The organism is Sphingobium vermicomposti, from assembly GCF_011762025.1.
Taxonomy (GTDB): Bacteria; Pseudomonadota; Alphaproteobacteria; order Sphingomonadales; family Sphingomonadaceae; genus Sphingobium; species Sphingobium vermicomposti.
In genome coordinates, this window is the sequence record NZ_JAASQR010000001.1 from 260,201 (window position 1) to 286,985 (window position 26,785).

19 protein-coding genes are annotated in these 26,785 nt (G+C 60.2%); 11 read left to right on the top strand and 8 right to left on the bottom strand.

Features of this window, described 5'->3' with window-relative positions; genetic code table 11:
- Positions 1-29 precede the first annotated feature (29 nt).
- Both FHS54_RS01390 and FHS54_RS01395 read left to right on the top strand, forming a co-directional pair.
- A complete protein-coding gene (locus tag FHS54_RS01390; protein WP_167301995.1) occupies positions 30-722 on the top strand; it encodes a HEPN domain-containing protein in 693 nt (230 codons plus the stop codon).
- Between the two features lie 3 nt (positions 723-725).
- A complete protein-coding gene (locus FHS54_RS01395; RefSeq protein ID WP_341785917.1) occupies positions 726-1,559 on the top strand; it encodes a protein NO VEIN domain-containing protein in 834 nt (277 codons plus the stop codon).
- 36 nt (positions 1,560-1,595) lie between these two features.
- Here the strand turns inward: FHS54_RS01395 and FHS54_RS01400 are convergent, their stop codons facing one another.
- The gene (locus tag FHS54_RS01400) at positions 1,596-2,579 is read right to left on the bottom strand and encodes a helix-turn-helix transcriptional regulator (protein WP_167301996.1); all 984 of its coding nucleotides are present in this window, start codon (positions 2,577-2,579) and stop codon (positions 1,596-1,598) included.
- Between the two features lie 149 nt (positions 2,580-2,728).
- Here FHS54_RS01400 and FHS54_RS01405 point away from each other — a divergent pair, with 149 nt between their 5' ends.
- The 7 genes from FHS54_RS01405 to FHS54_RS01435 all read left to right on the top strand — a co-directional run bounded on the left by FHS54_RS01405 (position 2,729) and on the right by FHS54_RS01435 (position 19,848).
- On the top strand, positions 2,729-6,001 hold the full coding sequence (locus FHS54_RS01405) for a TM0106 family RecB-like putative nuclease (protein ID WP_208404716.1): 3,273 nt from the start codon (positions 2,729-2,731) through the stop codon (positions 5,999-6,001).
- On the top strand, positions 5,998-7,251 hold the full coding sequence (locus tag FHS54_RS01410; RefSeq protein WP_167301997.1) for a metallophosphoesterase family protein: 1,254 nt from the start codon (positions 5,998-6,000) through the stop codon (positions 7,249-7,251). The genes FHS54_RS01405 and FHS54_RS01410 overlap by 4 nt, the downstream gene beginning before the upstream one ends.
- Positions 7,238-10,723, top strand: a complete 3,486-nt coding sequence (locus FHS54_RS01415; RefSeq protein WP_167301998.1) for a YhaN family protein — start codon at positions 7,238-7,240, stop codon at positions 10,721-10,723. Before FHS54_RS01410 ends, FHS54_RS01415 begins: the two co-directional genes overlap by 14 nt.
- A gap of 93 nt (positions 10,724-10,816) precedes the next feature.
- Positions 10,817-14,104, top strand: coding sequence for a helicase-related protein (locus FHS54_RS01420; RefSeq protein WP_167301999.1), 3,288 nt, complete (start codon positions 10,817-10,819; stop codon positions 14,102-14,104).
- On the top strand, positions 14,101-14,766 hold the full coding sequence (locus FHS54_RS01425) for a DUF4391 domain-containing protein (RefSeq protein WP_167302000.1): 666 nt from the start codon (positions 14,101-14,103) through the stop codon (positions 14,764-14,766). Before FHS54_RS01420 ends, FHS54_RS01425 begins: the two co-directional genes overlap by 4 nt.
- Before the next feature lie 27 nt (positions 14,767-14,793).
- Positions 14,794-16,737, top strand: a complete 1,944-nt coding sequence (locus tag FHS54_RS01430; protein ID WP_167302001.1) for a site-specific DNA-methyltransferase — start codon at positions 14,794-14,796, stop codon at positions 16,735-16,737.
- A gap of 3 nt (positions 16,738-16,740) precedes the next feature.
- Positions 16,741-19,848 carry a type III restriction-modification system endonuclease gene (locus tag FHS54_RS01435; RefSeq protein WP_208404717.1) on the top strand — a complete coding sequence of 1,036 codons (3,108 nt, stop codon included), beginning with the start codon at positions 16,741-16,743 and terminating at the stop codon, positions 19,846-19,848.
- A gap of 189 nt (positions 19,849-20,037) precedes the next feature.
- On the opposite strand, the gene FHS54_RS01440 is transcribed toward FHS54_RS01435, so the two are convergent.
- Positions 20,038-20,241 carry a hypothetical protein gene (locus FHS54_RS01440; protein ID WP_020820475.1) on the bottom strand — a complete coding sequence of 68 codons (204 nt, stop codon included), beginning with the start codon at positions 20,239-20,241 and terminating at the stop codon, positions 20,038-20,040.
- Positions 20,242-20,395: 154 nt separating this feature from the next.
- Here FHS54_RS01440 and FHS54_RS01445 point away from each other — a divergent pair, with 154 nt between their 5' ends.
- Together FHS54_RS01445 and FHS54_RS01450 are read left to right on the top strand one after the other, a co-directional pair.
- Positions 20,396-21,250: a type IV toxin-antitoxin system AbiEi family antitoxin domain-containing protein gene (locus FHS54_RS01445; protein ID WP_167302002.1), complete on the top strand. Its 855-nt coding sequence runs from the start codon at positions 20,396-20,398 to the stop codon at positions 21,248-21,250.
- Positions 21,247-22,170 (top strand): nucleotidyl transferase AbiEii/AbiGii toxin family protein, encoded by a 924-nt coding sequence (locus FHS54_RS01450; RefSeq protein ID WP_341785918.1) that lies wholly within the window; start codon positions 21,247-21,249, stop codon positions 22,168-22,170. The genes FHS54_RS01445 and FHS54_RS01450 overlap by 4 nt, the downstream gene beginning before the upstream one ends.
- Positions 22,171-22,312: 142 nt before the next feature.
- Here FHS54_RS01450 and FHS54_RS01455 read toward each other — a convergent pair whose 3' ends face one another.
- From FHS54_RS01455 to FHS54_RS01480, 6 genes are all read right to left on the bottom strand, one after another.
- Positions 22,313-23,419 (bottom strand): relaxase/mobilization nuclease domain-containing protein, encoded by a 1,107-nt coding sequence (locus FHS54_RS01455; protein ID WP_167302003.1) that lies wholly within the window; start codon positions 23,417-23,419, stop codon positions 22,313-22,315.
- Positions 23,412-23,948 (bottom strand): plasmid mobilization protein, encoded by a 537-nt coding sequence (locus tag FHS54_RS01460; protein ID WP_167302004.1) that lies wholly within the window; start codon positions 23,946-23,948, stop codon positions 23,412-23,414. Before FHS54_RS01460 ends, FHS54_RS01455 begins: the two co-directional genes overlap by 8 nt.
- 251 nt (positions 23,949-24,199) lie before the next feature.
- Entirely contained in the window at positions 24,200-25,132 is a 933-nt protein-coding gene (locus FHS54_RS01465; protein ID WP_167302005.1) for a ParB/RepB/Spo0J family partition protein, read from the bottom strand.
- Positions 25,132-25,896, bottom strand: coding sequence for a ParA family protein (locus FHS54_RS01470; RefSeq protein WP_167302651.1), 765 nt, complete (start codon positions 25,894-25,896; stop codon positions 25,132-25,134). The genes FHS54_RS01465 and FHS54_RS01470 overlap by 1 nt, the downstream gene beginning before the upstream one ends.
- A 13-nt stretch (positions 25,897-25,909) precedes the next feature.
- Complete coding sequence (locus FHS54_RS01475; RefSeq protein ID WP_020820482.1) at positions 25,910-26,086, bottom strand: hypothetical protein; 177 nt, start codon at positions 26,084-26,086, stop codon at positions 25,910-25,912.
- Positions 26,087-26,272: 186 nt separating this feature from the next.
- Positions 26,273-26,665 carry a DUF3768 domain-containing protein gene (locus FHS54_RS01480; protein WP_167302006.1) on the bottom strand — a complete coding sequence of 131 codons (393 nt, stop codon included), beginning with the start codon at positions 26,663-26,665 and terminating at the stop codon, positions 26,273-26,275.
- Positions 26,666-26,785 lie beyond the last annotated feature (120 nt).

Genomic DNA, 26,785 nt, shown 5'->3' on the forward strand with positions numbered 1-26,785 from the left:
CTGACCAGCAAGGCTTTACCATATCGGTCATGGCCTATCGCTATCCGCCCGGCAGCCCGCTGCACCATGAGAATTTGAAGGCCAAGCAGCGCGAGCTGCGTGGCGATTTTCCGGAGCCGCTGACGCTCAGGGTGCATCGCGCGCTGTCGTGGCTGCGCCGTGCCGAGGCCGAGCAGACCGATGAGGATGTGCGCTTCATCCTGCTCTGGATCGGCTTCAACGCTGCCTATGCCGGCGATGTCGAAGCTTCGCGCGCTTTAAGCGCCGCTGAGGGCGAGCGGGGCTTATTCCAGACCTTCTTCACGACGCTGGTGAGCTTTGATGGCAAACATCGCATCTACGATATGGTCTGGCAGCGCTTCCCTCAGGAAATCCGGGTGCTGCTCGCAAACCGCTATGTCTTCCATCCCTTTTGGCAGCATCACAATGGTGCGCCCGGCTATGCCGACTGGGCTGACAGGCTCGAGCGGTCGCGGATAGCTATAGGCGCCGCACTGCGCGATCATGACACGGCGAAGATACTCTCGATCCTGTTCGACCGGCTTTATGTACTGCGCAACCAACTGGTGCATGGTGGCTCGACATGGAACAGCGATGTCAATCGCGCCCAGGTTAGGGATGGCGCCGCGCTGCTCGGCTGCTTGCTGCCGATCTTCATCGATCTCATGATGGACAATGCCGGGCATGAATGGCCAATGCCGAACTACCCGGTGGTGGAATAGGGCGTGGCGGAAATCTGGTCCGATCAGGAAATTGATCACATCGTCGCCGACTATTTCGCCATGCTCACCGACGAGCTGACCGGCCAGCCCATCAACAAGGCGGCTCGGAACCGCGCCCTCCAAGCGGTGATCGACCGCAGCAAAGGCTCGATCGAGTTCAAGCATCAGAATATCAGCGCAGTCTTGCTCGGCCTCGGCCAGCCCTGGATCGAGGGCTACAAGCCGGCCGCCAATTTCCAAAATGCACTGGTCGATGGCGTCCTGCGGTGGTTGGAGGCGCGGCCCGAATGGCTGGCTCCCGACAGGCTCTCACGAGCTGCCCTGAACGTACCGGAAGCGCAAGGATCACTGCGGATCGGGCCGCCGCCCACGGTGCGCAACGAACCGTCGCCGATCGATCCAGCGTTCATGGCCGCGATCGGCCGCAAATATGATGTCGCCGAGCGCGACGCGCGCAACCGGGCGCTTGGCAAGGCGGGTGAAGAATGTGTGCTGCATCACCAGCGCCGTCATTTATCTGCCGCGGGCCGCGACGATCTCGCGGACAAAGTCCGCTGGACATCTGTGCAGGATGGCGATGGTTTTGGCTTCGATATCCGGAGCTTCGAAACGGACGGGCGCGAGAAGCTGATCGAGGTCAAGACCACCAACGGATGGGAGCGCACGCCTTTTCATATCTCTCGCAATGAGCTGGCCGTCGCCGATATGAGGCGCGAGGAATGGTGTCTCATGCGGCTGTGGAATTTCGCCCGTGCGCCAAGCGCCTTCACGCTGCGCTCGCCCTTGAGCGATCACGCGCAATTGACGGCGACCAGCTTCCTCGCCGAGCTTCACTGAAAACGGCCGCCACCAAGGGCGATACAAATTGGTCAATCAGGGCAGGGCCGGGAAGTCGGGACGCGCATGGCCTTCGACCAGCGCCCGCAGTCCTGCCGGTTCCAGCACCTCGACCTTGTCGCCCCATTGATAGAGGTGCCAGGCCATTTCGAGCCAGCCGGCGGCCTTGAACCGGACAATCAGGCTGCCATCGTCCCGATACTCGGCCGACTGGTTGGGGTGGAATTGGAACTCCGCCGCGCGCGACGCTACCTCGGGAAGAAACCGCCAGACGATCTCACCATATTGGGCGGGGTCCTGATAAGCGCCGAAGGCCTGCGCCGCATGATCGTTCAAGGAAAACCCGGACTGGATGGGAAAACTCTCATCGAGACATTCGGCGCTGTGAATGCGATCGAGACGAAAATGGCGGAGATTTTCACCTCGATCCGCCTGGCGCGCCACGAGATAGCTGCGCAATCCCAGTAGGAGCCCATGCGGCTCGACCGTTCGGGTTTCCGCGTCGGTCTCGCCATAGACAATGCGCATCTTGAACGGTCCGCGCAGCGCCTCGATCAGAACGTCGGTGACCTCAGGCTTCATCGCGACCTTTGGACCTGGCCGCGCCACTTGGCCCAAAGCCGATAGCACCGCCTCCGCATCGGCTTCGGAGCGCAGCGCATCTCGCGGGGAGAGGCACGTGATCAGGCTGTCTCTGAGATCTTCCAGGGCGCGGGCATTGCGGAGCCGGTTCTCATCGCGGGCCGCGCGGGCGGCGATTTCCAAAGCCTCGATGGTGTTTTCCTGGCGCGGTTGCAGTCGCTCGGGGATGGGACTTTGGATGCGCCAGCGCCGGCGGCGATCGTCATCTTCTACGACAACGACATTCGCGAAATTATCCTCCAGCGCACTTGTCATGCGCTGCGCTGTGCGGTGCGAAATGCCGAATTCCTGAGAGATTTCCTCAAGACTGATTCCCAAACGCCGCGAGGCGGCGAGCTGGGCGAGGCGCAGAAGATCGTTGGCCTTGGCGAAAGTCATTATACGTCCATGTCAGAGATTGACACCCTTGCATGCTAAGGAACAGGGTAGCGCCTGTCGAGGTGATTCCCTCGTGGGCGGCGTTGGGCAATCAAGGGGGCCAAGTGAGGACGATCGGGAACACCATCCTGTTTTCAGCGACGGACCTGATGCGGTTCGTTGGCTGCGCGCATGCGACAGCGCTCGACCTTGCCTATATGCGCGGCGAGCCGCTCACCCCCCGGGAAGATACAGAGGATGCCGCGCTGCTTCAGAAACAGGGTGATGCCCATGAGGCCGCCCATTTGGCGACGCTGAAGGACGCAAGCAACGGGGTAGTGGAGATTGCGCGCGGCGACCTTGCGCAGAACGCGGACGAGACGCGAGCGGCCCTGGCACAAGGCTCGCAGATCATCTTTCAAGGGGCTTTTCTCGCCGAGCGCTGGGGGGGCTGGTCCGATTTTCTCGAGCGGGTCGAGCGACCATCGTTGCTGGGGCCATTCAGCTACGAAGTGACCGACACCAAGCTCAAGCGCAAAGCCCATCCCAAGCATGTGCTGCAGCTCGTGCTCTATTCCGACCTTTTGGCGGAGATCCAGGGCGTGATGCCGGTCCACGCACACGTGCAGCTAGGCGACGGGACGCGCGCGACGCTGCGCTTGGCCGACTATGCCCACTATGCACGCGGTGCGCGGGCGAAGCTCGAGGCCTTTGTCGCTTCGCCCGGGCCGACGCGGCCGATCCCTTGCGCGGATTGTTCGCTGTGTCGGTGGGCCGATCATTGCGACGCTATCCTCACCAGCCAGGACAGCCTGTTCCAGGTGGCCAATATCACCCGCGGCCAAGTGAAGAAGCTCGAGGCGTCGGGTATCGAAACCATGGCCGGGCTTGCTCGGCTTGACGGCCCGGTACGCGGCGTTGCGAGTGCGACGGCGGAGAAACTTGTCGGCCAGGCAAGATTGCAGCACGCGCGCAAAACCGGCGAACCCGCCTTCGAGTTGCGTCCGGCACAGCCTGGCAAAGGCTTTGACCTGCTCCCTCGGCCGCAGGCGGGCGATCTCTTCTACGACATCGAGGGCGACCCCCATTATGAGGAAGGCCTTGAATATCTGCACGGCGTTTGGGCCGATGGTGGTTTCCATGCCTTCTGGGCTCATGACCATGCTGCCGAAGCGCAAGCGCTCGAACGGCTGCTTGCCTTTTTTCGCGATCGCCTCACGGCTTATCCGGAGGCCCGCATCTATCATTATGCGCCCTATGAGATCACCGCGCTGCGGCGTCTCACCACGCGCTATGGTATTGGCGAGGCCTTTCTCGACCGGCTCATGCGCGAACGCCGCTTTGTCGACCTCTACGCGGTCGTGCGCGGCGCGCTGATTGCTTCCGAACCGAGCTACTCCATCAAGGCGCTGGAGGCCTTTTATGGGTTGAAGCGCGAGGGCGAGGTCAAGACGGCGGGCGGGTCGGTCGTTGCTTATGAAAATTGGCGCGAGACGGGCGATCAACAAATCCTCGACGAAATCGAGAACTATAATCGAATAGACTGCCAATCGACCGAGCTTCTGCGCGATTGGCTAGTGGGCATCCGGCCCGATGGTCCCTGGCCCGTGCTTGCACAAGACGCGGCCGAGCAGGAGGTGGTCGAGGATGAGGAAACGACGGCGCTGCGCGGTCGCTTGGCCGCATCCTCTCTGGCACCAGCGCGTCAGGAATTGCTGTTCAACCTCGGGCTGTTCCACAAGCGTGAAGCCAAGCCTGCTCAATGGACGGTTTTCGACAGCGCGGCGCGCGATGAGGAAGAGCTTGTCGACGATCTCGATGCCCTGGCGGGACTCGAGGCGATATCCGGGATCGAACCCATCAAGCGCTCGGTGATGCGCACCTATCGTTTTCCCCCTCAGGAAACCAAATTGCGCGAAGGTGGCAAGGCTACTGTGCCCGGGATTGATGGGCCGCCGTCAACCGTTGCGATTGAGGCGCTGGATCGCGATGCGTGCACGATCACCTTGAAGGTCGGCGTGGCAAGGGCTGAACTCCTCACCGATCGGCTGACCCTGCATCCGGATTGGCCGCTCGATACCAAGGTGCTGGCCGCGGCGGTGCGCGACGTCATCGAGGATCAATGCGGGCCGCGGCGCTATCGTGCCGTCGATGATCTGCTGTCGGGCGCCGCCCCGCGCCTGAACGGCATAGCCGGCGACATTCTCGGCGGCGGAGAACCGGTGGCGGGCGCCATCGCCGCGGCGCAAGCCATGGACCAGACATTGCTTCCGATCCAGGGGCCGCCGGGAACGGGAAAGACGCACGTCACGGCCCGGGTGATCCTGGCGCTGGTCAGAGCGGGACATCGGGTCGCGGTCGCCTCGAACAGCCATGAAGCGATCCGCAATGTCCTGCTCGGCTGCCTGCGTGCTAGCGAGGAAGAAGGTAGCACCTTTACCGTGTCGTTTGCCCACAAGGTTTCCGGAGGCGATGATGGCTATGCCAGCGATTGTCCCGTTCACCGCGCCGCGGCCAATGATGACCTGATCCTCGCCCGCGCCAATGTGGTCGGCGGCACGGCCTTCTTCTTCGCGCGAGATGAGAATGTGCAGGGCTTCGATTGGTTGTTTGTCGATGAGGCGGGGCAAGTGGGCCTCGCCAACATGGTCGCCATGGGTCGTGCCGCGCGCAATATCGTGCTGGTCGGCGATCCGCGTCAGCTGCCTCAGGTCATCCAGGGCGCGCATCCTGCGCCTGCCAATCTGTCATGCCTGGAATGGATGCTGGGAGAGCATGCCACCGTCCCTCCCGATCGGGGCATATTCCTTGCCCAGACCCGGCGGATGCATCCCGCGGTTTGTGATTTCATTTCAGACCAGGTCTATGAGGGGCGGCTAGCCAGCCATAGCGATACCGAGCGCCAGAGCGTTACCGGAACAGCTTGGCCCACGGCCGGCGCATATTGGGTTTCGGTTGCTCATGATGGTAATGCCCAGATCGCCGCTGAGGAAGTTGCGGCGATCGGCGCGGCAATCGAGAATCTCCTGCAAGGGAGCTGGACCGATATGAACGGCGCCACGCGCCCTATCGGCCCCGGCGACATCATCGTCGTCGCCCCCTATAATGCACAGGTCAACGCGCTGCGGGCAGGGCTGCCGAGCAGCATTCGCGTCGGCACGGTCGACAAGTTCCAGGGCCAGGAAGCCCCTATATGCCTGGTCTCCATGACGGCTTCCTCGGCCGACGAGACCGCCCGCGGCATGGAGTTTCTCTTCTCGCTCAACCGCATCAATGTCGCGGTTTCACGGGCCAAAGCGCTCGCCCTCGTGTTTGGCAACGATAGGCTGCGCGAGGCAAACTGCAGCAACATCGAGCAGATGAGACTCGTCAACACGCTCTGCGCCCTTCCGCCGGTTTACCGTTCGTGCCATGCTGTACAGGGCAGGGGGGTAATAGATTGACCGAGTTCACTTTTCTACATGCCGCCGACCTTCACCTCGACAGCCCGTTACTTGGGCTAGCGGGTAAATCTGCAGAATATGCCGCACGCGTCGAGGCGGCGTCTCGCGAAGCTTTCGATAATCTGGTTGCCCTCGCGATCGAGGAAGGCTGCCGGTTCATGCTGCTGGCCGGTGACATTTTCGATGGCGATCTACGCAATTTCCAGACCGGGCTCTACTTCATGGAGGGCATGCGCCGATTGGACGATGCGGGGATCTCTGTTTTCATGGTGCTGGGGAACCATGATTCCGCCAACCGCTTCGCTGACAAGCTCGCCCTGTCGGGCAATGTCTATGTCTTTCCCAAGGCCCGCGCCGCAACGCACGTCCTCGACGATGTGAGGGTCGCGATTCACGGTCGCAGCTTTCCGCGCCCGGATGTTTCGGAAGATCTGGCACACGAGTACCCGGCAGCGACCCGGGCGCTGTTCAATATCGGTGTTCTCCACACGGCATGTGCGGGCAGTGAAGGACATCATGCCCGTTATGCCCCCTGTACACCCGAACAGCTCACCAATCATGGGTATGACTATTGGGCGCTGGGCCACGTCCACGCCCACGCCGTGCTCGGCGAGCACCCGTACATCGTTTATCCCGGCAATCTTCAGGGGCGACATCCGCGTGAGACAGGCCCCAAGGGGGCCGTCCTAGTCAAAGTCAATGACGGCAGGGTTACCAGTCTCGAGCATCGCGCGCTGGATGTGGTGCGCTGGGCATCGATCACAGTTGATGTGTCGGGAACGAGCGAATACCCGGAATTGCTGGATTTCATTCGCGGCCATATCGCCCAAGGCGCTGAGCAGGCCGATGGACGACCCATTGCCCTGCGCTTGACGGTGACTGGAACGACACCGCTTCATTCCAGATTGATTCTTGAGCGTGCCTCCTTCCGGGAAGACGTGGAAACATTGCTGGCAACGCTTTCGGATGATGTGTGGCTGGAAAAGCTGAAGCTGGAAACTGAACATCCGGCAGTTCCTGACACAGTCGACCCTACGGTTGCTGGAAAGCTGGATCAGGAGGTGACCCGCCTCAGCCAGGACAGCGCGATTGCACAAGTGCTAGAAGCGCGACTTGCCGAGATCCGGACGAAACTGCCCGCTGGCGCGCATGCCGATGCCTTCATCGAGCAGATGCGCGCCGAAATACCCGAACGCGCGGCAGCCCTTGCCCGCAGTCTAGTCAGCGAGGCTGGCTATGCGCCTGACTGAACTTAGCCTCGAGAAATATGGCGGCTGCGCCAGGCGCGAGCTCACCATCCCGGACGCGGCAGGACTGACGGTCGTGTTTGGTGCCAATGAGGCTGGCAAAAGCACTTGCCTCGAGGCGATCAGCGACTTTCTGTTCTCGATCCCCAAGAATACGCAGCGCGGCAGCTTGTTCGGATATGATGGCATGCGCCTCGGGGCGTCGATGCTGATGGCTGATGGCAGCACGCTGACGCTCAAACGCCGCAAGGGCAACGGCAAGACACTGGCTGACCTGTCTGGCACGGCACTCGATGACACTGTCCTTGCGCCGGTGCTGGGGGCCATCACACGAGAGCGGTTCGAAACGCTCTTCGGTCTGAACCACGAGACCTTGCGCAACGGCGGGGAACGATTGCTTCACGCAGATGGCGACATCGGGCGTCTGATCGTCGAAGCAGGCGGCGGCTTGCGCACGCTGGTATCTCGCCTCGAAGGCATTGACGCCGAAGCGGACAAGCTCTTCGATACGAGGCGGTCGGTGAACCGTGTCTTTTACCAGCAGCTGACGGCATTCGAGGCAGCTGAAAAAACTGCACGCGGCGCGCAACTGACCCGGGAAATCTATGAGCAGACGCGCAAGGCATTGCTCGCAGCCGAGGAAAAGCTCGAGGCCCTACGCACCGAGAGGCGCAGCCTTGGTGCATCGACGTCCCGGCTGGAGCGCGTCCTCCGCGTCGCGCCACACTTGCGTCAGCTAGCCAACTTTACACTGGATCTGGTCGGCTACGACGATGTCGCGTCCTTCCCGGATGATTTCGCGGCGAATATGCGGACTGCTCTGGACCAGCGCAACGGGGCTGAAAAACGGCTCGAGGACGCTACAGAGCGGCGGAACCGCCTGAAGGCACGGCTTGATGCGCTGGTGGTGAACCCGGGTCTCAAAGCCTCCGAACAGCGGGTGCGTGACCTGGCCGAACGCGCCATTCACGTCAGCAAGGCCCGGTCAGATCGTGCCAATCGGCAGCGCGAGATTGACGACGGCGAGACTCAGCTGGCGGCGCTGCGCCGGATGCTTGGCCTGCCAGCCGATGCGGATCTTGCGCCACTGATCCCGGACCAGTCTGCCCTCAATCTTGTGCGCTCGCTTGCGGATGAGATGGTGGAGCGCCGTCCAAGTCTTGCCTCTGCCAGAACGCGCCTTGGCGAACTGGCGGCTTCACTTGCGGCGATTGACGATCGTTTGGAGGCGGCGCGCCTGGCAGGGCATGATGCTCCTCCCGAGGCGTCGTCATCGGCCTTTGCCAGCCTTGCGGCGCAGAAGTCGGCGCACCAGGCACGTCAGCAGGCACTGGATACTGACAGCGCAACATTGACCGGACGGCTCAAGGCGCTTGGCTTCGATACTGTCGATGCGCTTGCCACTCTGCCATGCCCCAGCATCGACGATATTCGCAGTGAGCAGGCCGCGCGCGAGACATTGACCTCGCAGATCGAGGATCAGGCCAAGCTGAAACGACAGGCCGAGCGCGAGATTTCAGCCGGTGAGGCTGATATTGGCGCGCTTCAGGCATCCGGGACCATTGCGAGTGATGCGTCACTTGCCGAAGCGCGCACCCAGCGCGCCGATGCCTGGAGGCCGATAAAGACGGCCTATGTCGCGGGACAGCTACCCGATGACGGCGCTGCTCGCCTTGCCGTTGCTGACGGTCTGGAAACGGCAATCATGTCTGCAGACGAACTTGCCGATCGCCGCGCCGCAGAGGCAGAACGGGCTGCATCGCTCGCACTCGCGTTGCGGCGCGTCGCAGAGGCAAGGGACGCGATCAAGGCGGCAGAAGCCGAGACGACTGCGCTTGTCGCGCAGTCGGAAGTGAAAATCGCGCAATGGGAGAACAGTTTTCCGCGAGTGTTGGCCCAACATCCTGAACTCGCATCGCTCCTCCAATTTGGCCAAGCCCGGCAGCTGGTGCTGGACGAATCCGAACGGCTGCGCGCTTCATCGAATGCACTGGCTTTGGAGGAGGCCCAGCTTGCGCCGGCCGTTGAGTTGCTCGAACGGATCGAACAAAGCCGCAAGCTCGATTCCAAACTGTCGTTCGCGGCCCGGGTCAGCGCGGTGCAAAATGCCATCTCCCGGCACGAACAAGCACATGCCGAATATACAAGGGACACGCGCGACCGCCTGGACATCGAACGGCAACACAAGCTGGTCGAGGCGGAAGTGCAACAATTGTCGGACGCACAGGGTGCCTGGGACGCGGCATGGCCTGCTGCAACAGGTGCGCTGGGGCTCAAACCCGACATTTCGCCGACAGATGCCAACAGTGCAGTGACCGAATGGGTCGGCGCACGCGGTGTGCTTTCGGCAATAGGGCAGTCCCGCCAGCGGCTAAAGCGCATGGACGAAGACGAAGCGAGCCTTACGACGGATGTCCGCAGCCTCGCGGCCGTACTCACCATCGAGATTGGCGAAGACTGTGTGGTTGCAGCGCAGATGCTGCTGGCCCGGTTCAGCGACAACGCCACGACGCAGACCCAATATGATGGGGTACTGCCCGACTTTGAGGAGGCGAAGGTCGAAGCCGACCAGGCGCAAGAGGCCCTCGGCACCGCGCGGGAGGAGCTGGCTACACTCGCGGCTTCGGCAAAACTCGATGTCGGCGATGATGGGGCCCTTATGGACGCAGCATCACGGTGTGAAGCACGCATGCGTTTGTGCGATGAGATCGCTCTGGCGGAACGCACCGCAACGGACGTGGGCGACAAGCTTGATCTCACTGTATTGCGGGCGGAATGGGATGAACGCGACCTTGACGATGTGCGCGCGGAACTGAACGAGCAGAAATCGCGTGACGCCGAGATCGAGACAGAAATCGAGGCAGCCATTCTCGCCGAGAGGGCGGCAAAGGACGACCTTGTTGCCTATCTGAGCCAGAGCGAGGTCAATCACGCCGTTGCCGAACGCGAAGCGGCGGCCGCGCAAATGCAACTCGCCCTCGAACGCTATCTCGAGCTATCAGTTGCGCGCGAATTGGTGACGTCGGCAATGGCAACGATCCGCGCAGAACAGCAAGATCCGCTCATTGCGCGGGCAGGCGAACTGTTCACGGCAACGACACTCGGTGAATTCGCCGGAATCGAGACTGATATCGATGACAAAGGCCATCCGGTCGTGGTTGGACGGCGAGCCGATGGCGGTGTTGCTGCGGTCGCTACCATGAGCGACGGCACACGCGACCAGCTTTTCCTCGCCTTCCGGCTGGCTAGCCTTGAGAATTACGCCGGTGCGACGGAGCCGCTGCCCTTCATCGCGGACGATATTCTGGTGCATTTCGATGATGAGCGCAGCCGTTCCACGCTCGACCTGCTCGCCGAGTTTGGCAAGACCAACCAGGTCCTGCTTTTCACTCACCATCGCAGCGTCCGGACGCTTGCTGAACCATTGGCGCAACAAGGCCTTGCCAACATCATCGATCTGGATCGTGCGGCATGAGGTCTGTGCGAACGGAGGCATGGGTGGTTGCGCATTTCGCCAAACCATTGGTCGCATTACGGCCCTCTTCAGTCTTTGCGAATCTGGTGACCTTTGCAGATAATCGATAACATCAATGTCCTCCTCGGGGATGAGCTGAAGAAGGACCTCAAGCGAGGGCAACGCCTTCGAATTGCTGCGTCCAGCTTTTCAATCTTCGCGTTCGAGGCTCTCCGCAAGGAGTTGCAGCTGATCGACGAACTGCAATTCCTGTTTACCGAGCAGACGTTCACTGCCGAACGCGCAACCGATGGAAAAGCCCGGGAGCGTCGCGAATTTTTTATACCGAAAGCCAAGCGCGTCGCCGGGCTGACAGGGTCTGAGTTTGAAATCCAGTTGCGCAATCAACTGACGCAGCGCGCTGTCGCACGTGAGTGTGCAGAGTGGATCCGCAAAAAGGCTCGTTTCAAGTCGAATGCATCGACCTCGCCTATGCAGCAATTCCTTTCGGCAGACGGCTCGGCAGGCGCGGTTGCCTATATGCCTCTATCGGGCTTCACGGCTGTCGACCTTGGCTTCGCTCGCGGGAATGCCGTTTCGAACTTCGTGAATCGGTTCGATGAGGCGTCTCACACGCAGAGCTACATTCAGCTGTTCGACACAATCTGGTCGGACCCGACCCGCGTCGAAGATGTAACCGATGCGATCTGCGATCACATTGCCTCGGTATACCAGGAGAACTCCCCCGAACGCGTCTACTTCATCATGCTCTACAATATCTTCCATGCGTTTCTGGAAGACATTGACGAGGACGTCCTGCCGAACGACCGCACCGGCTATCAGGAGAGCCTGGTCTGGCAAAAGCTGTTCAACTACCAGCGCGACGCGGCCACCGGCATCATCAACAAGCTGGAAACCTATAATGGCTGCATTCTCGCAGACAGCGTAGGCCTTGGTAAAACCTTCACCGCGCTGGCGGTGATCAAATATTACGAGCTGCGCAATCGCTCGGTTCTCGTGCTTTGCCCGAAGAAGCTGACGGACAACTGGCTCAACTACAACACTAACCTCAAAACTAACCCCTTTGCGCGGGACCGATTCAACTATGACGTCCTGTGCCATACCGACTTGTCGCGGATATCGGGCACCTCCAACGGGATCCCGCTCAACCGGGTAAATTGGGGCAATTACGACCTTGTCGTCATCGATGAATCCCACAATTTCAGGAACAACGACGCCTTCAAGGAGAAGGAAACCCGCTACCAGAAGCTGATGAACCAGGTCATCCGGGCCGGGGTCAAAACCAAAGTTCTCATGCTGTCGGCGACACCGGTCAACAACCGCTTCAATGACCTGCGCAACCAGTTGGCCCTCGCCTACGAAGGCCAATCCGACATGCTTTCCGAGAAGCTGAACACCACATCCAGCGTCGAGGAAATTTTCCGCAGAGCGCAAGCCGCGTTCAACCGCTGGTCAAAATTGCCTCCGGAACAACGGACTGCCGAAACAATCCTGACCGAGCTCGATTTCGACTTCTTCGAATTGCTCGACAGCGTCACGATCGCCCGGTCGCGCAAGCACATCACAACCTTCTACGACATGACGGACATCGGGCACTTCCCAGAGCGCCGCAAGCCGCTGTCATTTCGTCCGCCGCTGACAGAGCTGTCTGGCACGATGGATCTCAACACCATCGTTGCGCAGCTGACATTGCTGAAACTATCTGTTTACGCCCCGACCAGCTACATTCTGCCAAGCCGTCTCGCCAAATATGAGGATCTCTACGACACTGACGTGTCGAGCGGCGGCGGCAAGCTGCGGCAGGCCGACCGTGACAAGAGTTTGCAGGCGTTGATGACCGTCAACCTCCTCAAACGCCTTGAAAGCTCCATCCACGCGTTCCGTCTCACGCTTGGTTCGCTGGCTCAAAACATCCGCAAGACATTGGACGTGGTCGACAGCTACCGCTCGGGCGCAGGCACTGGCGCCGTCGTTGATTATGCCGACAATATTGACGCGCTAGAGGCGGAAGATGACGAACTCGAAGGGCTCGGAGCTTTCCGCGTCGGCGGCAAGATCCGGATCGACCTGAGTGATATGGACGTTCCCGGCTTTGCCCACGATCTGCAAGCAGACCTTGCTCTGATCGAGGCGTTGCAGGCAGATATGGCGCGGATCACGCCCGAGCATGATGCCAAGCTCCAGCATTTGAAGGCGCTCATTGCGCAAAAGCTGGCGGAACCGATCAACCCCGGAAACCGCAAGTTGATCATCTTCACGGCATTCGCTGATACCGCCTATTATCTCTACGATCAGATTGCGGCTGAGGCTTTGTCCCAGCAGAACATCCATACTGGCCGTGTCACGGGATCGGATGCTCCTAAATCGACACTGGGTAAGGGCCATGATTTCCAGACCCTTCTCACGCTGTTCTCGCCACGATCCAAGGAGAAGGCCGCGATCATGCCCGATGAGCCGGGCGAGATTGATATCCTGATCGCCACAGACTGCATCTCGGAAGGCCAAAACCTTCAGGACTGCGATTTTCTGGTGAACTACGACATTCACTGGAACCCGGTGCGGATCATCCAGCGATTTGGACGGATCGACCGCATCGGCTCGCCCAACGCGCAGATACAGCTCGCAAACTACTGGCCTGACATCACCCTCGATGACTATATCAAGCTCAAAGAGCGCGTCGAAAACCGCATGATCATTGCCGATGTTACCGCAACCGGTGACGACAATGTGCTGACGGCCAAGGCCAGCGACACGGCCTATCGACGCGAACAGCTGCGGCGCCTGCAGGATGAGGTCATCGAGCTGGAGGATGTGCGTACCGGCATCTCCATCACCGACCTTGGCCTCAACGATTTCCGTATGGATCTGCTCAACTATGTGAAGGAACATGGCGATCTGGCAGCAGCACCCAAAGGGCTGCATGCTGTCGTACCCGCCGATCCCGGCAAGGGGCTCGAGCCCGGCATTATCTTTGCACTGAAGGCCGTCGGCGGAGATGCTTCGGCCAACCGGCAGAACCGTCTGCATCCATACTATCTCATTTACATGGCTGACGATGGCAGCGTCGTTGCCGATCAGACCCAGGTGAAACGCCTCCTGGATCTAGTGCGGACGGCTGCCAAGGGGGTTACGGCTCCGGTCGCGCCCGCTTTCCGGCCCTTCAATGCCCGCACGCTCGATGGCCAGAATATGTCCGGGCCTTCGCAACTGCTCAATGGGGCCATCGGCGCCATGATCGATGCCAAGGAAGAGCGTGACCTCGACAGCTTGTTTTCCACCGGCACCACAACTGCGCTGTCGCATACCATTCGCGGTCTGGAGGATTTCGAGCTGATTGCCTTCGTTGTGGTGGAGTCAGCACAGGCAGGAGCTGCGGCGTGACGCTTTATGCGTGGCCGGCGCGAACCGTGTTCGGCCGCGCAATCCCGAAGAGCCGTATATACAGCGCCGCGCAGCTTTCCCGCGCCATGCAGGCCAAATTCGTTGATCAGGTCGAACGCATGGAGTGGACCCATGTGCTGCGCGCCGACCGCCTGAACCTGCAAACCTCGGCGGAGATCGAGGAAATAGCCGTCATCGCAATCGACCTGCATACGCCGGACGTTGAACCAGCGGTGCTGCAGGCCATCGAAAAGGCGATCCCCCGGCCACTCATCTTGGAGCTTCGCCATGGCGGGCGGGCTCGCCTGGCTATGGCGTGGAAGCGCCCCAGCCAGGCGAAGGCTGGCAAATGGGTGACCGCACCTCACGCTTTCACGGCATGGCAAGCGGGCGACACACCGCGTGAGGCGCTGCCTACCGCGCTGGATATGGCTACGCTTTATGCCCGGTTGCTCGAACCCATGTTGCCGCCAAGGCAGAGCCCCGACGAGCCTATTGCGGCCCGCGTCGCCCGGTCTGAGGAGGCGGCCCAGCTGGAGCGCGAGATCGCGCGAATGGAGGCTGGCGTAAGGCGGGAGAAACAGTTTAACAGGAAGGTCGAGCTCAATGCCGAATTGCGCACCGCCAAGTCGCGCTACACGGCTCTCACGAGCAAGGCCTGAACAGATAGAAGTGTGAATAGATTACGCATGGATAAGTTGAAGATGCACAGTCCTGACCTTAGCCAGGACAATATCGCAAAAATTCGTGCATTGTTCCCCGATTGCGTGACCGAAGCCGCTGACGATCAGGGCATAGTCCGGCTCGCCGTCGATTTCGACCAGCTTCGCCAGACGCTGTCCGATCACATCGTTGAAGGCCCGCAGGAGCGTTACCGGCTCGATTGGCCGGGCAAGCGCGAAGCGCTGCTCACCGCAAACGCCCCCATCGCCAAGACGCTGCGTCCTTGCCGGGATGAAAGCGTGAACTTCGACACCACGCAGAACCTGTTCATCGAAGGCGACAACCTAGATGCCCTCAAACTCCTGCAAGAGAGCTATCTCGGCAAGGTCAAGCTGATCTACATTGATCCGCCTTATAACACCGGAAAAGATTTCATATACGAAGATGATTTCGCTGAAACGTCGAGTGAATATCTAGCCCGCAGCAACCAATCTTCCGTTGAAGGCAGCCGTCTCGTCGCCAACACTGACGTCAACGGTCGCTTCCATTCAGATTGGCTGACTATGATTTATTCTCGCCTTCGCTTTGCGAGAAATATGCTTTCAGAAGACGGCGTGATTTTTTGTTCAATAAACCATAAAGAAATATCCCAATTAAAAATTGTAATGGACGAGATTTTTGGTGGGAATAATTTACTATGCATCTTTGCATGGCGAACCGATGGGAACTTCGACAATCAAGCGAAATTTAAATTCTGCCATGAGTATATTTTGGCGTACGCTAAGAACGAAGGTGAATTCCCACATCCTAAGGTGATTGATCCAAATGTCCCTGAAGGAAGTAAAATATTCAAGCCTGAAATACGCAATACGATTGTAAAAAATGGACCGAAAAACCCGGCTAGTAAGGTCATACTTCCGAGCGGCTTTCCTGCGGCGTTCGACGAAGGGAAAATCGAGGCACGCAATAATTCATGGCCACATTATGATGCATCGGCCATCGTCCATGATGGCAAGCTGTCAGAAACCGTCGGTGTGTTTAGTGGGTGGAGCTCGCGTGAGCTGCTTGAGGAATTTATTGCAAATAAATTTGCACCAATCGTGGATGCAAAAGGGCAAGAGACTACGTTCGAAATATCACGCTCGGGGGCGATAGAGGCTGTAAAGGTCCGTGGAGAACCAAGTCACGTGATCTCGTGGCTTACGGGCTTCGGAGGGTCACAAAAAGCCACAGTAGAGCTGGCTGAGATGGATGTCATATTTGACGATTACCCAAAGCCCACAAAGTTGATAAAGTATTTTGTACAGATGTCTGCTGAACAAAGCGGCATATTTATGGATTTCTTTTCGGGGTCTGCGACCACTGCACATGCAGTTTTAACTCAAAACTCAATTGATGGTCAAAATCGTAAATACATAATGGTCCAACTACCTGAAAAAGTCGATCCATCATCAAGCGCATATAAGGCAGGGTTCAAAAATATTTCGGAAATCTCTAAGGAACGTCTTCGCCGCGCAGGGGAAAAAGTACTCGAAGGCGATTGCCACGAAGACTGGAACCGCGACGTCGGTTTCCGTGTGCTCAAGGTCGACAGCTCGAACATGACGGACGTGTTCTATCGCCCCGATGAGGTCAAGCAGGACGAATTGTTCGGTCAAGTCGATAGCGTGAAGCCGGACCGCACTGGTGAGGACTTGCTGTTCCAGGTGCTGATCGACTGGGGCGTGGAACTGACCCTGCCGATCAACCGTGAAACCATGCATGGCAAGACCGTCTTCTCGATCGATGGCAATGCGCTGATCGCCTGTTTCGAACCTGGTGTTACCGATGCTCTGGTGAAGGACATCGCTGCTCGCGCTCCGCTGCGTGCCGTTTTCCGCGACACCAGCTTCGCCCGCGATGCCGACCGCATCAACGCCGAACAGCTTTTCCGCCAGCTCTCCCCCGGCACCGAGCTGAAGGCCATCTGATCCATGGCTATGAAGCTCAAATTCAAGGTTCAGCCTTACCAGACGCTGGCCGTCGATGCCGTGGTGGATTGCTTCGCGGGCCAGCCCTTTGCCAGTGGCCCGACCTATCGGATCGATCCGGGCAAGCGCAATCAGGCGGAAGCGTTCGACGACGAGGGGTTTCGCAATACCGATTTTGCGCTGACCGAAGCGCAGCTGCTCGACAACATTAAAGCCGTGCAGCGACGCCAGAATCTTCCGCAGTCTGCTTCGTTACACAGCTTCGTCACCCGTGACACCAAAGGCAAGGCTGTGCCTGCACCTGCAACCTATCTCAAGAATATGGCTGCAGCCGCGCCGCTGCATCTCGATGTTGAGATGGAGACCGGCACCGGCAAAACCTATTGCTACATCAAGTCGATGTTCGAGCTGAACCGCCGCTATGGCTGGTCGAAGTTCATTATCATCGTGCCCAGCATCGCCATCCGGGAAGGCGTCGCCAAATCGTTGGCGATCACAGCGGAGCATTTCACCGAGAGCTACGGCAAGAAGGCGCGCTTCTTCATCTACAATTCGAAGCGGTTGCACGAGCTGGAGAGCTTTTCATCCGATGCCGGGCTGAACGTGATGGTGATGAACATCCAGGCGTTCAATGCCAGCGGCAAGGACAACCGCCGCATCTACGACGCGCTGGATGATTTCCAGTCGCGCAAGCCGATCGATGTGATCGCGGCCAACCGGCCGATCCTCATCCTCGACGAGCCGCAGAAGATGGAGGGCAAGGCCACGGTCGAGGCGTTGGCCAAGTTCCGCCCGCTGTTCGTGCTGCGCTATTCCGCAACGCACCGAACCGAACATACCAAGGTCCATCGGCTCGATGCGCTGGATGCTTATAACCAGAAGCTGGTGAAGAAGATTCAGGTGCGCGGCATCGCGCTCAAGGGCCTGACTGGCACGACGGCGTATCTCTACCTTGAAGGCATCGAGACGGTCGGCCGCGGCAAGGGCGGCCCCTTTGCCCGGTTCGAGATGGAGATCAAGGACACCACCGGCACGATCAAGCGCCGGATGAAGCGTCTGAAGTTTCGCGATGACCTCTATCACCTTTCCGGTGGTTTGGATCAGTATCGCGATTTCGTCGTGTCACAGATCGACGCCACCGCTGACACGGTGGAGTTTACCAATGGCATCATCACCAAGGCCGGCGAGGCTTATGGTGACCTGTCCGAACGTGACATCCGCCGCATCCAGATCCGTGAAACGATCCGCGCTCATCTCGAGAAGGAGAGGCAGCTTTTTGCCCAAGGGGTGAAGGTGCTGTCGCTGTTCTTCATCGATGAGGTGGCCAAATACCGGGACTACAGCCGCGACGATCAGAACGGCGAGTACGCCCGGATGTTCGAGGAGGAATACGCCGAGGCCGTCGCCGACGTGCTGGCCGAACTCCCGCTTGAAGAAGCGGCCTGGCGGAGGCATCTCGAGGCGATCCCGGTTGCCAAGACGCACGACGGCTATTTCTCGATCGACAAGAAGACCAGGCGACTGAAGGATCCGGAGGTCGGCGCTCGTTCGACCGATTCCGACGATAGCGACGCCTACGACCTCATCCTTAAGGACAAGGAGCGGCTACTCTCGTTCGAAGAGCCTGTCCGATTCCTGTTTTCCCACTCCGCGCTCCGGGAAGGTTGGGATAACCCGAACGTGTTCGTCATGTGTATGCTCAAGCAAAGCCTCAACATGATTTCACGGCGGCAGGAAGTTGGCCGTGGCCTGCGCCTGGCAGTTGACCGGTTTGGCGATCGGCTCGACCACCCGGCTACCGTCCACGACATCAACATTCTCTCGGTTATCGCAAGCGAGAGCTACACCGACTTCGTTGGCGGGTTGCAGAAGGAGATTGCTGAGAGTCTGTCGGCACGGCCCCGCAAGGCCAGCCAGGCGTACTTTGCGGGCAAGCAATTGCAGACGCCTGAAGGGCCGATCACGGTCACCGATCAAATGGCGACGCAGATCCACAGGTATCTGATCAAGAACGACTATATCGACGATTCCGACCAGATCACCGATGTCTACTACGCAGCCAAGGCCGATGGGACATTGGCCCCGCTGCATGAAGATTTGGTGCCATATCAGGCTGAGGTCTTTGGCCTGATCGACAGCGTCTACAGCGATGCGGCGCTCCCGAAATTCGAAGATGGACGTAAGCCCAAGCGGAACCCGCTCAATGACAATTTCCACAAGGGTGCCTTTCAGGAGCTTTGGGGCAGGATTAACCGCAAGGCTGTTTACCGCGTCGAATTCGACACTGCAGAGCTCATCCACAAATGCATCGGCGCGTTGAACCGCGAACTGCGAGTGACCAAGCTACAATATTCCGTGCAGACTGGGATTCAGACGGACCAGGTAACCGATGAGCAGCTCAGGGAGGGCACCGGTTTCAGCATCACGCGGAATGAAACTGTCAAAGCGGCGTCGGCCCGTTCGTCGGTGAAGTATGACCTTCTGGGGAAAGTCTCAGAGGCAACTGACCTCTTGCGTCAGACGGTGGCCGAGATTTTAGCTGGCATTGAGCCGGCAATCTTCGACCAATATCGTGCAAACCCTGAGCATTTCATTTCTGAAGCGGCCCGGCTGATCAAGGAACAGAAGGCGGGTCACCTGATCGAGCAGCTGGTCTACAATCCGATCGACGAGCGCTATGACGCCGACATCTTTACGGCGGCCGAGATTGGCCAGGATTTTGCGCGCGCCACCGAGAGGCTCAAGAACCACGTTTTCGACTACTGCATCACCGATTCCAGTGTAGAACGCGATTTTGTGGGCGAGCTGGATACGAGCGCAGAGGTTGACGTCTATGCGAAATTGCCAAGGGGCTTTCTGATCCCAACGCCGGTAGGGGACTATAACCCTGACTGGGCCATCGTGTTCCGCGCAGGCTCAGTGAAACACATCTATTTCGTCGCCGAAACTAAGGGATCGATGTCTTCGCTTGCTTTACGCGATCTCGAACGCGCGAAGATTGATTGCGCCAAGAAATTTTTCGTCAAGCTGGCGGAATCGAACCCGACACCCAATGTGCGCTATGGGGTGGCTGACAATTACAACAAGCTGATGGAGATCGTGACGACCTGATCCTGTTGCTATGGCGGCTTTCGGGCCTCGGCGCGAGTGGATGCGGCGAGGCCCGCAGAGTCTATACGACGGGTTCTGAGTGCAGCTGTGGATCCCGGTACAAGCCTGTAACAGAGTGATTTAACATAAGATATATTATCGATCTTTTATCGTTTTATATCAATCATTTATCATCTGAAAGAGCAAGGGTCATTTCGGTGAATTGATATCCGCCCAATAGGTGATCTCCTCGAAAAGGTGCATTCCTTCCGGATCTTCCCAGCCCTTGCGCCCGTCATCCCATCGGCCGATCACGGGGCGATCTCCTTCCCACAGCAGGATGAGGCGGCCATCTCTTCGGTCGGCGGGCATCGCGCCAATCGGATCCCACGGGATGTATTTCGCGGTGATCATGCTGCATTTTCCTCCTATGGATCGTCGGCCGACTCTCGTGCGTATCCAACACGGGGTTTGCAAATCTCCCTGCATGTTCACGTTGAATGAACTTTAAGCGCAATCTGCAAACCCCTCCTTGCGCTCAGTTTATAACTCTGCGATTTTGTTCATTATGACTGAACAAACACCGCCTCCACTAAACCGCCTCCTTGCCGAGCTGGCCCCTGGCCAACTCGTCGATAGCGCGTGGCTGCAGGCGCAAAGCATATCGCGTCCATCGGTTCACGCCTATGTAAAGAATGGCTGGCTAGAACGGGTGGCGCCGCGGGTCTATCGGCGCCCTGGCCCCGCGCCCGCCCTGCCGATCCGCTGGGATGCGGCAATCCTGTCGGCGCAATCGCTGCGGCCCTCGACCTTCTATGTCGGCGGCGCCACCGCGCTCGATCTACTCGGACGCAGTCACTATCTGCGCCTTGGCGGGAATGCGACCGTTCACCTCTACGATCCCGAGGGGACAGCGCCCAGCTGGCTGCCCCGGCTACCGGTCAATGCGACATTCGCCGTCCACACACGCGCCCTTTTCGCAGACTCGATACTCGGCGTCGAATGGCGACGCTATGATCTCGGCACAGGCCGCCTGGGGGCGGCAGTTTCCGAGCCGTCACGCACCAATCCCTGGGATCATTTCCTCCGCATGGCCGGCGAAGAGCGGGCGACGATCGAAATGCTCGATCAGGTTCCGAACGAGGTCGGCTTCGACCATGCCGACGAAACATTCCAGGGCATCTCCAATCTCCGGCCACGCCTTGTCACCCGTCTGCTCGTCAGTTGCCGCAGTGTCCGGGCGAAGCGTCTCTTCCTCTTCTATGCCGAACGCCATGGCCATGCTTGGCTCAAGCATGTCGATCGCGAAGCCGTCGATCTCGGCACAGGCAAGCGGCAACTGGCGCCGGGCGGGAAGTTCGATGCGCGCTATCAAATCACCGTCCCGGCTTCGCTTATGGGACACCCGGGAGACGATACGTGACCGCCGAACGCTATTTCGACCAGGTCGATCTCCTGATGCGCGTGATCCCGGAAATAGCCCCCGAAGGCGATTTCGCGCTGAAAGGCGGCACAGCCATCAACCTGTTCGTGCGCGATCTGCCTCGCCTTTCGGTCGATATCGACCTTGTCTATCTGCCCGTCGCCGATCGCGAGGCGTCACTCGCCGCGGCTCGCGATGGCTTCGAACGCATCGCCCAGCGCCTTGAAACCCGTCTCGGTTTCAGGGTCGATCGCCACCTCCTGAGCGACGGTAAGCGGCTGATCGTCCACGTCGAGCGAGCCACCATCAAGGTCGAGATTTCCCCGGTCCTGCGCGGCACGGTCTTCCCGCCCGAGATCAGGGCCGTGAGCGCTGCCGTCGAGGACCGCTTCGGTTTCGCCGAAATGCAGATCGTCTCCCTGCCCGACCTCTATGCGGGCAAGATGGCGGCCGCGCTTGACCGCCAGCATCCACGTGACCTTTTCGACATCCATCATCTGTTGGAAAATGAAGGCATCGACGAGGATCTGTTCCGGGCCTTCCTCATCTATCTCGCCAGCCATCCCCGCCCCATCCACGAGTTGCTCTGTCCGCATAAGCTCGACATTGCCGCGCAGTATGACGAGGAATTTGTCGGTATGACCGTGACACCCTTGCCGCTCGAAACCCTGCTCACGGCGCGCGATGCGCTGATCGAAGCCGTCCAACGACGTGCTGTGGAACCCGCCGCGCGCCGGTTTCTCGAAAGCTTTGTCGCGACCGAACCGGATTGGTCCGTACTCGGCCTTGGCGAGGCGATCGCCGAGTTACCGGCATTGCGCTGGAAGCTGATGAATCTTGAGCGCCTTCGCCAACAAAACCCTGACAAGTTTGCCGCCCAGGCTGAACAGCTCAATCAGTGTCTGAATCACCCAATCTGAAGACGGGCACTCGGAGCCCCGCGGCAGCATCGACGATGCCTCAAAAAAGTGCCCCGACGGTTTACAACGCAGGGACCGCCGGGGGATACGCAGGATATATGGCGTAAACGATCTGAAAAATCGAGAGAAAAGGTCTTGCGAATCAGCGCTCCCGTCCGCGATCGGGCGGAGGCCTCTCGGGACCAGCTCCGCCCTCCGGTTCGCGCGCCAGCTGTGTCGCTTGCCGCCCCTGTATCATTTCGCGGGCCAGCGCGAGACGTCGAGAAACCGCCGGCGGCATAGCCGCCAGAAAGCCTGCAATCTCGTCGGAAAGCGCTTGATCGTCCGCCTCGCCGGTGCGTGCAAGCGCCACCGCCGCCTCGGCATAAGCACCGCGTATCTGCTTCTGGCGAACCAGCGCCATCACGTCTTGCGGCCGCCGTTCCTCGTCACGCGCATGCGCAAAGGCCCGGGCGCGCAGCACGTTGAGTTCATCCATATTGAGCCGGCGACCCACCTGACCGATCCGAGCATCGAGATGCAGCGCTGCTGAGCGCACACGCTTTTGGACGTGACCGCGTGCGCGTCTGGGCGTCGCCTCGGCCGCGATGCCGCGCGCCCGTAGCTCATGCGCGAATGTTTCCCGCATATGATGAAGGTCGGCTTTGCGCGGGTTGAACCGGGTGCCGTCCGCACCTTCGGTGGCCACCGTCAGATGAACATGCGGATGATCGGTGTCGGTGTGGAGCGCCAGTATATAGGCGTGATTGTCCTCGAACAGGATCCGGGCGAACGCGTGGGCGGCGTCCTGTAGCGTCTCGGGATCGGTCGAACCGCCGGGCATGGACAGGACCAGCGACAGCGAGGTCGGCCGGTCACGGCCATGCTCGTTCATCGCCTCGTCGAGCATCGCCCAGTCCCGCGCGATCTCCTTCAGCAGCTTGGGGTCCTCGATGATCTCGCCCTCGCTCGAGCGCACCGCGAGCTTCCCATGCCGCGCGACATAGCCGAAATGCTCGGACAGATGGTGCGCGCCATATTGCTTGCCCGAAACCTTGACCATGACCTCCGGGGCCTTGCGCACGATCCGCTCAAGCTTGGCCCGAGCCTCGGCCTGGCTCAGCGGCACGGGCCGCGCCTGCCCTCCCCGGCCCGGCCCGCCTCGCCCAATGCGGACATAGGCCCCCCGCAGTGTCCGCTTACCGCCGGTGGGCGGCCTCCATGCCTCCATAAGGCTGGGCAGCGGCAGGATGCCCTCCTCCTCAACCATCGAGGCTATCCCAATAGGCAAGATCGCCCTTGAGCGCGGTGCCGAGACCGGCAAGCGCCGTCCGGATTTCCGCCCGAAAGCTTGCGACCCGCGCCGCCTCGCGCGCGACATCGAGTCCAGATTCGACCATCACCGAGGCATTGAGCGCACGCGTTGCCTGATTGAGATTGATGCCGATCCGGTTGAGCTCGCGCCACGCCTGAGCCACTGCCGCCCGCTCTTCGAGCGGCAGCGGTGCCGCCGAATGCAGGCGGCAGCGCACCAGCCTCGTCACCCAGTCGGTTCGCTTCATACCCAAAGCATCGGCCTCGGCATCGAGCGCGGCAATTTCCGCATCGGTCAGCCGGATCTCAAACCGCCGCGTTGCTCGCTCCCGCCGGCGGACCGGCCCCGACCTCTCGCCCTCCTCCGCGTCCACTGCATTCATGACGAGGCGCCGCAGCAAAGCCGAGCGGCCACCGGCGCTGTCCGCCGCAGCATCGAAGCGCTGGGCGACTTCATCGTCGAGACGGAAGGTGAAGACGGGCATGCATCAAAGGCTATTGTCATACATCCCCGGCGTCACGCCTATCCGGCCCTCACCTTCACTCAACTCATCTGATAGTCTGCTTGAGCAGACTTCGACCATATTTGGCAAAATGTGCCTATCACTCACGCCTGATCCACGAAGGGCGGCGCCACCGGCGCCGCCCCAGCTCGAACCGACGCAAAAGGCCGCACCCCGAAAGGGGCGCGGCCAACATACACGCGAATAGGATATGCGAACGCGGAGGAAGAGGGTCAGAGCATCGCGGTGCCGGAGCGTCCCTCAGACACAGCGCAAAGCCGTTCGGCCGCGATCTCTTGCCGGGAACCATCGCCGAAGATCACGACAACACGCGGGCCAAGCACAAGACGCGCGGGACGGCCATCGACTTCAACGGCAAGGCTGGCCTCTGGCGTTTGCTCCTCGGGTCGCGCGACTGGCTCAGTCCCTGCCCGCGGTTCGGGACGGGCGACGATCACCGCCGCGGCCTGCACCGGCGCTGCCTCGATGCTGGGAACGTCCGTCTTACTCTTCAGCCCGGCAATGAATCGCGCGCCTTCCGCCGATGTCGCGCCGCTCTCATCCCAGGCGCCCACATAGGCCTCGACTTCCGCAGGATAATCCCTGGCTGTGCGATGCAGGTCATAGAGCAGCCGGATCGGCGCGCGCGGAAGCGCCTCCCTCAGATAGGCAGGCATGTCACCATAGGCTGCATAGAGCGAGACGAATTGCTTGGAGCGGCCCAGCGCAGCGGCGATCTCGACCTGGCTCATGCCGCCCTTAAGCATCCGGGCAATCGCATGAGCGAGCTCGACCGAAGAAAGGTTCGCACGCTGATCGTTCTCAACGATCTGATCGGCGAGGAGATGGGTTCCCTCCCCCTCGGCCACGATGATCGCCGGGATTGTCACCCGGCCCGCGAGCTGGGAGGCACGAAAGCGCCGCTCGCCCAAACGTATGCGATGCAAGCCGGCGGCATCTGCGGGGGCAACCGTGATCGGCTGCAAGACGCCGCGAGCCGCTATGGAGGCCGCAAGCTCGGCCAGGGCGTCATCGTCGAAACTGCGCCGGGGATTGCCGGGGTCGGGGATGACCCGATCCAAAGGAATATCCTCAACCCGGCGCGCCGTTTCATGCGCGCCTACCAGCAGGCCGAACTCTTCGATGCGTTCGTCGAATTTACCCATCAGGCGGCGACCGCTGGCGCTGAAATAAGCCGCCGTTCGATCTCGGCGAGGATCGGCCGAATTTCCTCGGCCGCCGCCTTGGCGCCGCTGCCACCTTCCATCCAGACCGGCCGATGATTTTCTGCGGCATGCTTGTAGGTCGGTCGCGCCTTGATGAAGGCAGGGAACATCAGCCGCTCGCCCACCGCGTGAGCGAGCTTGACGGCATTGTCTATTTCGCGCCGGTCGAACGGGTTGACCATTGATGGCAGCAATCCGAGGAAATCGATCTTGCGCCCTGCCCTCGCCGCCTCGGCCTTGCGCAGCGCGGTCAGCAGCATCTTGGCGCACTCAACCGAATCTTCGGCGACCTGGACGGGCGCGATCACGGTGTCGGCGACCGCGAGAGCGCTCAGGGTCAGCTCGTCCCATTTGGGACCGGTATCGATCACGCACAGGTCGAAATGGGGCGCGAGCGCAGGAAAGCGGCCGAGAAAGTCGCGCACATCCTGCGCTGCCTTGATCATCTGCAGACGCTGGTCGGCGGCGAGCAACGTCAGTCCGGTCTGGCCGTCGGCGGCAAACGGCGCCGACGGATCAAAGAGATCGGCCGCGAAGCCACCCGGCCGCTCGCCGGCCAGACGGCGCGACGAACTGCCTTGCGGGTCTAGGTCGACGAACACGACCCGGCGGCCTGCCGCTTCGGCCAGATACCAGGCGAGATGCGTGGCGAGAAAAGTCTTGCCCACTCCGCCCTTGAGAAGGCTTACTGCGATTGTTCTCATCGGTGCGGCCAGCTCAGCAATAGTCATCCGGACCGTCGCGCAGATTGCGCTCATAATGGTCACGCGATGACCAGTCGCCGCCACCGCCGATGCCCGGACCGACATAGCGGAAGAGATAAACGGTGAGCGCAAAACAGCCGAACGCAAAGAGGATTGCGTGATCGGGATGGGCGGCGAAATAGGCGGACATGGCGGTAACTCCTAAAATGGTCTGATCCCGCGTCGGCTCACAGCTTTGCACCGGCCGCACGGGGGCGACGCTCCGGTGCGCCCTCCCCTCCCCGAGCGCGCTTGGCGCGTGGACATCCTTTGCGCGCAGTCTGCTCAAGCAGACTTTTCACGGCCATCCCCCCGGTCAGGGGGATGGCCGTGCCGATCAATATTCCTCGGCGAGTAGGATCGTTAGAACCCGAGTGGTGACGTCGGGATTGGCTCGATCGGGTGAGCCCCAGGCAAGCTCAAGATCATAATAATCGATCTTCCAGTAGAGAACGGCGCTGTCATATTCGAAGCGACCAAAATCATGCTCGCCCAATGGATCGTTGTCGGGATTGAAGCTGTCATAGTTTCGCACCGTGCGAAGGATCTCGGCGCGACTGCGAAATCCGCGAAAAAGGGACACGTCACCGACCAGCGCGGCAACGCCCGCGGTCATGACGATCTGGTTTCTGCCAGGGCTGCAAATAGATCTCCGCAGGCTGTCATTCAGTGCGGCGATGCGATCGATCCGCTCGGCTCGGTCTGCCGATTGTTGGGAAGGCTGCGACATGGCTGTGACTCCGGTCTGGATCAGCCCCGCCCATCGGGGCCTTCCGACAGGCGCCCCAAAGGGCGGCGTCATAGCGGGGTCGTGCACCCGGAGGGTCGCAACGCAGTGGAGAAGCCCGGC